Genomic DNA, 571 nt, shown 5'->3' with positions numbered 1-571 from the left:
TGAGCTCTATCGGGCGATTAGGACCGCTTGGCTGCGTGCATTGCTGCACTTCCACCTGCGGCCTATCGACGTGATGGTCTATCACGGCCCTCGAGGGAGACCTCGTTTTGAGGGGGGTTTCCTGCTTAGATGCCTTCAGCAGTTATCCCGTCCGCACTTGGCTACCCAGCTGTGCCACTGGCGTGACAACTGGTGCACCAGAGGTGCGTCCATCCCGGTCCTCTCGTACTAGGGACAGATCCTCGCAAGTCTCCAACACCCATGGCAGATAGGGACCGAACTGTCTCACGACGTTCTAAACCCAGCTCACGTACCGCTTTAATCGGCGAACAGCCGAACCCTTGGGACCTGCTCCAGCCCCGGGATGCGATGAGCCGACATCGAGGTGCCAAACCTCCCCGTCGATGTGGACTCTTGGGGGAGATCAGCCTGTTATCCCTAGAGTACCTTTTATCCGTTGAGCGATGGCCCTTCCACGCGGGACCACCGGATCACTAAGGCCGACTTTCGTCTCTGTTCGCGCTGTCGCGCTCACAGTCAGGCGGGCTTATGCCTTTGCACTCAACAGCCG

1 rRNA gene is annotated in these 571 nt (G+C 59.0%); it reads right to left on the bottom strand.

From position 1 onward, the window contains the following. Positions 1-571, bottom strand: a 23S ribosomal RNA gene (locus tag NJ376_RS28200); the annotation flags it as partial.

It is taken from the genome of Siccirubricoccus soli, assembly GCF_024178315.1.
Taxonomy (GTDB): Bacteria; Pseudomonadota; Alphaproteobacteria; order Acetobacterales; family Acetobacteraceae; genus Siccirubricoccus; species Siccirubricoccus soli.
The sequence above is the reverse complement of the archived record's forward strand: the minus strand, read 5'-3'. Positions and strand labels throughout refer to the sequence as shown.